The 7,116-nt window shown below is 73.0% G+C and carries 3 protein-coding genes and 4 pseudogenes; 5 read left to right on the top strand and 2 right to left on the bottom strand.

Translation table 11 applies throughout. From position 1 onward, the window contains the following. Together JNW87_RS31855 and JNW87_RS31850 are read right to left on the bottom strand one after the other, a co-directional pair. Nucleotides 1-201, bottom strand: a pseudogene (locus tag JNW87_RS31855) (DUF4129 domain-containing protein); the annotation flags it as partial. Further along, nucleotides 198-1,049, bottom strand: a complete 852-nt coding sequence (locus JNW87_RS31850) for a hypothetical protein (protein ID WP_238454947.1) — start codon at nucleotides 1,047-1,049, stop codon at nucleotides 198-200. The gene JNW87_RS31850 and the pseudogene JNW87_RS31855, both read right to left, overlap by 4 nt. A 215-nt stretch (nucleotides 1,050-1,264) precedes the next feature. Between JNW87_RS31850 and mtrA the strand changes: the two are divergent. The 5 genes and pseudogenes from mtrA to tnpB form a co-directional block, all read left to right on the top strand. After that, nucleotides 1,265-1,953, top strand: a pseudogene (gene mtrA, locus JNW87_RS31845) (MtrAB system response regulator MtrA). Nucleotides 1,954-2,028: 75 nt separating this feature from the next. After that, nucleotides 2,029-3,711 (top strand): annotated as a pseudogene (gene mtrB / locus JNW87_RS31840) (MtrAB system histidine kinase MtrB). After that, nucleotides 3,708-5,513 (top strand): LpqB family beta-propeller domain-containing protein, encoded by a 1,806-nt coding sequence (locus tag JNW87_RS31835; protein ID WP_109800656.1) that lies wholly within the window; start codon nucleotides 3,708-3,710, stop codon nucleotides 5,511-5,513. The pseudogene mtrB and the gene JNW87_RS31835 overlap by 4 nt, the downstream one beginning before the upstream one ends. A gap of 49 nt (nucleotides 5,514-5,562) precedes the next feature. Then, a pseudogene (locus tag JNW87_RS31830) lies at nucleotides 5,563-5,732 on the top strand (ComF family protein); the annotation flags it as partial. Nucleotides 5,733-5,913: 181 nt separating this feature from the next. Further along, on the top strand, nucleotides 5,914-7,116 hold a 1,203-nt coding region (gene tnpB, locus JNW87_RS31825), incomplete at its 3' end, for an IS607 family element RNA-guided endonuclease TnpB (protein WP_238454946.1).

Genomic DNA, 7,116 nt, shown 5'->3' with positions numbered 1-7,116 from the left:
CGGTCGCCATCGGGGCAGCCGCAGCCGGGGGAGGCGCAGGCGGGGCAACCGCAGCCGGGGGGACCGGCGCGGCACCCAGGCCGGGAAGAAGTACCAGGCCAGCGCGGCCAGCAGGGCGGCGAGGACCAGCAACAGGGCGGCGAGCGGCAGCGGGACGAGATCGCCGAGCGCGGCAACGGCCTCGGTCCACCACCGGCTCACCGCCGCACCGCCAGCAGGACCGGCTCCGGCGTGCCGGCGGGGGCCCGGGAGAGCCGGATGTCCAGGCCCTCGGTCCGCATCCGGGTCTCCAGGTGCAGCACCGCGTCGAGGCACGCCAGCGCCGGGTAGGCGACGGCGTTCACGGCCACCCACGCCGCCGTGGCCACCGGCACCGCCCACGCCGGGTCGGTCAGGTCCACCACCGCCAGCAGCATGAGGCCGTAGAAGACGCCGAGCCCGATGCCGAGCCGGATCAGCCACCAGCCCACGTAGCCGAGCAGCCGGATGCCGGCCGCCCGAGCGCCGGCGCGGACCGCCAGCCCGAGCGCGCGCAGCGGCGCCCGGTACGCGGGGAGCCGGTCCACCACCAGCGCGGGGACGGCCGCGCCGAGCAGCCCGTACGCGAGGAACCAGACCGGCCCGAGCAGCGCCGCCAGGAGCATGCCGAGCCCGACCGCCAGTGCGACCGCGGCGGTGGCCCCCCACCGGGCGCCGGCGGGTCGCAGCAGCTCGCGCAGCCCGGCCCGGCGGCCCAGCAGTGCCGCCCCGGCGCCCCGGGCGGCCGGATTGCCGAGCACCGCGATGATCATCGCCTCGGTGGCCGCGCCCACCGCGAGCAGCACCCAGTACCCCCCGAGCCGGCCGGCGTCGAGCCAGTACTCCGGCGGGCGCGCGTCGGCCAGCACCCGAAGGGGGTGCAGCAGCAGCTGCTCGCCGAGCGCGAGCGGAACGGCGAGCGGGATGAGCAGCCGGGCCTGGCCGCGCAGCAGCAGGACCGCCGAGTCCAGCAGCTCGCCCACCGTCAGCGGGCGGCGCGGGAGCACGGCGGTCGGGCCGACGTCGGGCACGCGTACTCCTGGCGGACGGACGGTGGTGGCGGGCGACGGCGCGCCCGGGGGATCATGGTTGCACGGCCGGTCCCGCGCCGGTGGACCCGTACGCCGGGCGGCGCGCCACGCGGGTCCGGTGGCGCGGCATCTGTGGTGCCTGGTGCCCCGCCGCAGTACCGTGCCGTGATGACGCCCAACCCTCCGAACCGAACGGGGATGGAACGATAAACCCCATGAGAGCACGGGTACTGGTGGTCGACGACGACCCCGCGCTCGCCGAGATGCTCGGCATCGTCCTGCGCAGCGAGGGCTTCGTGCCCTCCTTCGTCGCGGACGGGGAACGGGCACTGGCCGCGTTCCGGGACAATCGTCCCGACATCGTCCTGCTCGACCTGATGCTGCCCGGAATGAGCGGTATCGACGTGGCGCGGGCGATCCGGACCGAATCCGGCGTGCCGATCGTGATGCTGACCGCCAAGAGCGACACGGTGGACGTGGTGCTCGGGCTGGAGTCCGGGGCCGACGACTACGTGGTCAAGCCGTTCAAGCCCAAGGAGCTGGTGGCCCGGATGCGGGCCGGCTGCGCCGCGGCGAGGACGTCGCGCCGGAGCTGCTGACCATCGGTCCGCCCGGCAACCAGATCTCCATCGACGTGCCGGCGCACACGGTCAGCCGGGACGGTGAGGAGGTGAAGCTGACGCCGCTGGAGTTCGACCTGCTGGTCGCGCTCGCCCGCAAGCCGCGCCAGGTCTTCACCCGCGAAGTGCTGCTGGAACAGGTCTGGGGCTACCGGCACGCCGCCGACACCCGCCTGGTCAACGTGCACGTGCAGCGCCTGCGCGCCAAGATCGAGCCGGATCCGGAGCGGCCGGAAATCATCCTCACCGTTCGGGGCGTGGGCTACAAGGCGGGTACCGGATAGCCTGGTCGCACTGTGGTGACCTCCCCGCCCCCCGACTCGCCGACCGCCGCGTCCCGCCGGCTCCACGCCGCGCGGGTGCTCTGGCGCGCTCTCGCCGCCTGGTCGGCCGGGCTGGTCGCCGGCCTGCATCAGACCTGGCGACGGTCGTTGCAGGTCCGGGTGGTGACCATCACCCTGGTCGCCTCCAGCCTGCTGGTGGGCGGGTTCGCGTACCTGATCGCCGACAAGATCACCAACATCCTGCTGGAGAGCGCCGAGACCGACGTCCTGCTGCGGCTGCAGAACGGCAGCGAGTACGCCTCGAAGCAGTTCGGCCTCTACAGCCAGCCGCAGGAGGCCCAGCTCCAGGACACCATCGACGGCACGGTCAACTACCTGGCCGGAGGTGACCCGGCGCAGACCAGCGGGGTGGTCGTCGCCATCACCGCGGACAGGTACACCGGGATCAAGCCGCGCACCTCGCCGGACGTCCAGGTCCGCCCGCTGATCAGCCCCGAGCTGCGGGCCTCGGTGGCCGCCGGCAACGTCGCCCACCAGATCCGCACCGGCACGCTCGGCGGCCAGCGCACCAAGTACCTCGTGTACGGCTCCCCAGTGCCGACCCGGTTCGGCCAGCTGGAGCTCTACTACCTCGTGCCGCTGGCCCGCCAGGACGCCACCGCCGCCGATGCCCGGGCCACCGTGGTCGCCACCGGGCGTGGCGCTGGTGCTCCTGCTGGGCCTGCTCGCCGCCCTGGTCACCCGGCTGGTGGTGACCCCGGTACGGGTGGCCGCCCGGACCGCCCAGCGGCTCTCCGCCGGCCTGCTCGACCAGCGGATGGCGGTCAACGGGGAGGACGACCTGGCCCTGCTCGCCGCCTCGTTCAACCAGATGGCGACCAACCTGCAACGGCAGATCCTCCGGCTCGAGGAGATGTCCCGCTTGCAGCGCCGCTTCACCTCCGACGTCTCCCACGAGCTGCGTACGCCGTTGACCACGGTCCGGATGGCCGCCGATCTGATCTTCGCCGAGCGGGACGAGTTCGACCCGGCGGTGGCCCGCAGCGCCGAGCTGCTCCAGGCCGAACTGGACCGGTTCGAGGAGCTGCTCACCGACCTGCTGGAGATCAGCCGGTTCGACGCCGGCTTCGCCATGCTCGACTCCGAGCCGACCGACCTGGTGCCGGTGGTGCACCGGGTGGCCGACCGGCTCGGCGGCCTGGCCGAGCGGGTGGGGGTGACCATCGAGCTGGACGTGCCGGCCACCCCGGTGATCGCCGAGGTGGACCCGCGCCGGGTCGAGCGGGTGCTGCGCAACCTGGTCGGCAACGCGGTCGAGCACGGCGAGGCCAAGCCGGTGCTGATCACCCTCGGCATGGACGAGAACGCGGTGGCGATCACCGTCCGGGACCACGGCGTCGGGCTCAAGCCTGGCGAGGAGAAGCTGGTCTTCAACCGGTTCTGGCGGGCCGACCCGTCCCGGGCCCGACAGACCGGCGGGACCGGCCTCGGGCTGTCAATCAGCCTGGAGGACGCCCGGCTGCACGGCGGCTGGCTGGAGGCGTGGGGCGCGCCGGGCCAGGGCGCCCAGTTCCGGCTGAGCCTGCCGCGCGGGCCGGTGACCGGCTGACCACCTCGCCGCTGCGGCTGGTGCCGGCCGACGTCACGCTGCCCTTCGGCGGCCCCCGGGACGGCGGCCTGCTGGCGATCGGCCGCGGCAGCGCGGGCGCGCTGTCGATCGGCCCGGCCGACGGCGACCGGGCGGAGGTGACGTCGTGAGGCGGCGGCTGCTGACCCTCCTGCTCGGCGGCGCGCTCCTGCCCGCCGGGCTGACCGGGTGTGGCATCCCGGCCGACTCGGACGTCCAGGTCGACGGCCACGGGCCAGTGGCGGAGGGGGGCTCGAGCAACGGCGGCGGCACCCAGCCGCCCAACCCGAAGGCGAGCAGCGACCCCAAGGAGTTCATCCGCAACTACCTGCGGGCGGCGGCGGGCGAGCGGGAGCAGGCGTACGACCGGGTCAAGAAGTTCATCGCGGACCAGGCGCAGAGCCGGCTCCCGAAGAAGCAGAGCAGCGAGATCGCGCTGACCGTGGTGCGCCTGCGGGAAGATCCGGAGGCCAAGCAGAACAACGACGGCACCAGCGTGGTCACCATCCGGGTCCAACAGGTCGGCGTGCTCCGGGCCGACGGCACACTGGCGCCCCCGGTGGCCAGGGAGACGCAGTACCAGTTCACGCTCCGGCCGGCCGAAACCGGCGGGCTGCTCATCACGGACCTGCCGAACGTCCTGCTGCTCAGCGACGACGCGTTGCAGAAGTTCTACGTCGAGCACACCATCTACTTCTGGAACTCCGAGCAGAGTCAGCTGGTGCCCGACCAGCGCTACCTGCCCTCCGCGGTGCCCGCCGAACGGCGGGTCACCGATGTCGTCAAGTGGCTCGCCGGCGGGCCCTCCGACTGGCTGGCGTCGGGCGTGACCCGACTGCCGGACGGCACGGCGCCGATCAACAACGCCACCGGCTCGGATGGGCGCTGGGAGATCAACCTGGCCATGCCGGGCGCCAACGAGGCCCGACTGGCGCGGCTCGCCACCCAGCTCGCCTGGTCGCTGCCGGAGCTGACCGGGCAGCTCGATCTCAAGATCCAGAATCAGAGCCGGCGCACCATCGACCTCAACCGGGAACGCCTGGACCACCCGGTGTACGCCACGACCGGGAGCCCGCAGCGGTACTGCGTGTACGACGGCGGGATCCACCCGCTCTCCTTCCCCGGCGAGGCCAGCGGCCCGGTGCCGCTGGCCGCCGCAGCGAACAAGGGCATCGTTTCGGCAGCGCTCAGTCGCTCGGAAAACGAGGTCCTCGCCGCGCTGGTGGTGACCCGGGCGGACCGGCAGCAGCGGCTGATGGCCGGCTCCGGAAGGGACCAGGTCCCGGTGCTCCACGGCGCCAGCCAGTGGTACACCTCGGTCGGCCGTCCCACCTGGCTCCGCTCGCCCGACCCCCAGCACCGGTACGGGCTGGTGGTGGCCGACAACAAGCTCAACCGCAACCGGCTCTACCGCTTCGACGACATGGCCGGCATGGTCGAGATCCCCCTCGGCGTGCCGGGTCCGGTGACCGCGGTGGCCGCCTCGCTCGACGGGCACCGGATAGCGCTGATCGTCAACGGCGCGCTCTACGTCGCCGCGGTCAGCTTCGACGGCGGCGTGGTCACCGTCGGCCTGCCCCGCCGCCTGGTCACGCCGCTGACCGACCTCACCGCCGTCGACTGGTACGCCGAGAACCAGCTGGTCTTCGCCGGCTCGGAGGACCGGCGGCCGGTGATCTACCAGACCACCGTGGACGGCGGGCTGGGCTTCGCGCTGCGGCGGGAGATCGGTGCCCCGGTGACCCACCTCGCCGCCTATCCGGGTGGCGCGGTCGGGGCACTACCCACCGGCTCGTACATGTACGAGGCCAACCGGGTGGCCTTCCGAAACAATCCGCACGGCATCATCGAGCGGAACCAGGTGCTGGACGTGACACCGCCCGCGGCCGACGCGAAGGCGTCCAACCCGACCGTCCCCTTCTTCCTCTACTGAGCCGACGGTGCGGGACCTGGGCGGGCTCTGGTCGGACCTGACCGACCTGGTGCTGCCGGCCGGGTGTGCCGGCTGCGGCGCGCGGGCCTCGGGCGCGCGGCAGGATTTCTGCCCCGGCTGCGTTCGGGATTGCGCCCCGGCCCGACGCGTCCCACCCCGGCCCCACCCGACCTGCCGCCCTGCGTGGCCCTCGGCCCGTACGCCTGGGCGCTGCGGGAGTGGGTGTCAACTGTTCCCCGGTTGAGTAGGTGTTGGTTTGTGTTGGTGACCGTGGAGGAGTGGCTTGCGGTGTGGGTGGTGCGTCGTGAGGGGGATCCGGTGGTCGGCGGCGCGCTGTGGTGGGGGGCGGGATCGTGGTGGTTGCGGATGAATGTCTTACCGGGCGGTTATCGTGCTGCGCGTGGCGGACCGGGAGCGGTTGAGTGTGGTGCAGGCGTACCGGTTCGCGTTGGACCTGACACCCCGCCAGGAGCGGGCGGTGTTGGCGCATGCTGGTGCGGCGCGGGTGGCGCACAACTGGGCGCTGGCCCGGGTCAAGGCGGTGATGGATCAGCGGGCCGCCGAACGCACCTACGGCATCGACGAGGTGGACCTGACCCCGACGCAGGGCTGGTCTCTGCCCGCGCTGCGTAGAGCCTGGAATCAGGCGAAGGCCGGCGTGGCGCCGTGGTGGGCCGAGTGTTCGAAGGAGGCGTTCAACACCGGCCTGGACGCCCTGGCCCGGGGGTTGAAGAACTGGTCGGACTCCCGCACCGGTAAGCGTGCCGGGCGGCGGGTGGGGTTCCCGCGTTTCAAGTCCCGCCGCCGGTCGACCCCGTCGGTGCGGTTCACCACCGGGGCGATCCGGGTGGAGCCGGACCGTAGGCATGTGGTGTTGCCCCGGCTGGGCCGGTTGAAGCTGCACGAGTCCGCCCGGAAGCTCGCACGCCGGCTGGAGGCGGGCACCGCCCGGGTCGTGTCGGCGACGGTGCGCCGCGACGGCGGGCGTTGGTACGTGTCGTTCACCTGCGCGGTGCAGCGCGTCCAGGGTGTGCCGGCCTGCCCGGATGCGACGGTCGGTGTGGACCTGGGTGTGTCGCATCTGGCGGTGCTGTCCACCGGTGAAATGGAGCCCAACCCGCGCCACCTGCACACTGCCGCCCGCCGGATACGGCGTCTCGCGCGGCGGGCCTCTGGCCGGGTCCGCCCGGACCGGCGCACCGGTCGGCGTGGGTCGAAGCGGTGGGAGCGGGCGTCCGCCCGGCTCGGTCGGGCGCATGCCCGGGTTGCTCATCTGCGCCGTGACGGTCTGCACAAGTTCACCACCCGGCTCACCCGCGAGTACGGCACCATCGTGGTGGAAGACCTCAACGTGGCCGGGATGCTCGCCAACCGGCGGCTGGCTCGGCGCATCGCCGACGCCGGGTTCGCCGAACTGCGGCGGCAACTGGCGTACAAGACGGGATGGAATGGCGGGCGGCTGGTGGTGGCCGACCGGTGGTATCCGTCCTCGAAAACCTGCTCGGGCTGCGGCGTAGTGAAAACCAAACTCGCCCTGTCCGAGCGCACCTACACCTGCACCCTGTGCGGCCTGGTCCTGGACCGGGACGTCAACGCCGCACGG

It is taken from the genome of Micromonospora sp. ATA51, assembly GCF_016802855.1.
GTDB classification, from domain to species: Bacteria; Actinomycetota; Actinomycetes; order Mycobacteriales; family Micromonosporaceae; genus Micromonospora; species Micromonospora sicca.
The sequence above is the reverse complement of the archived record's forward strand: the minus strand, read 5'-3'. Positions and strand labels throughout refer to the sequence as shown.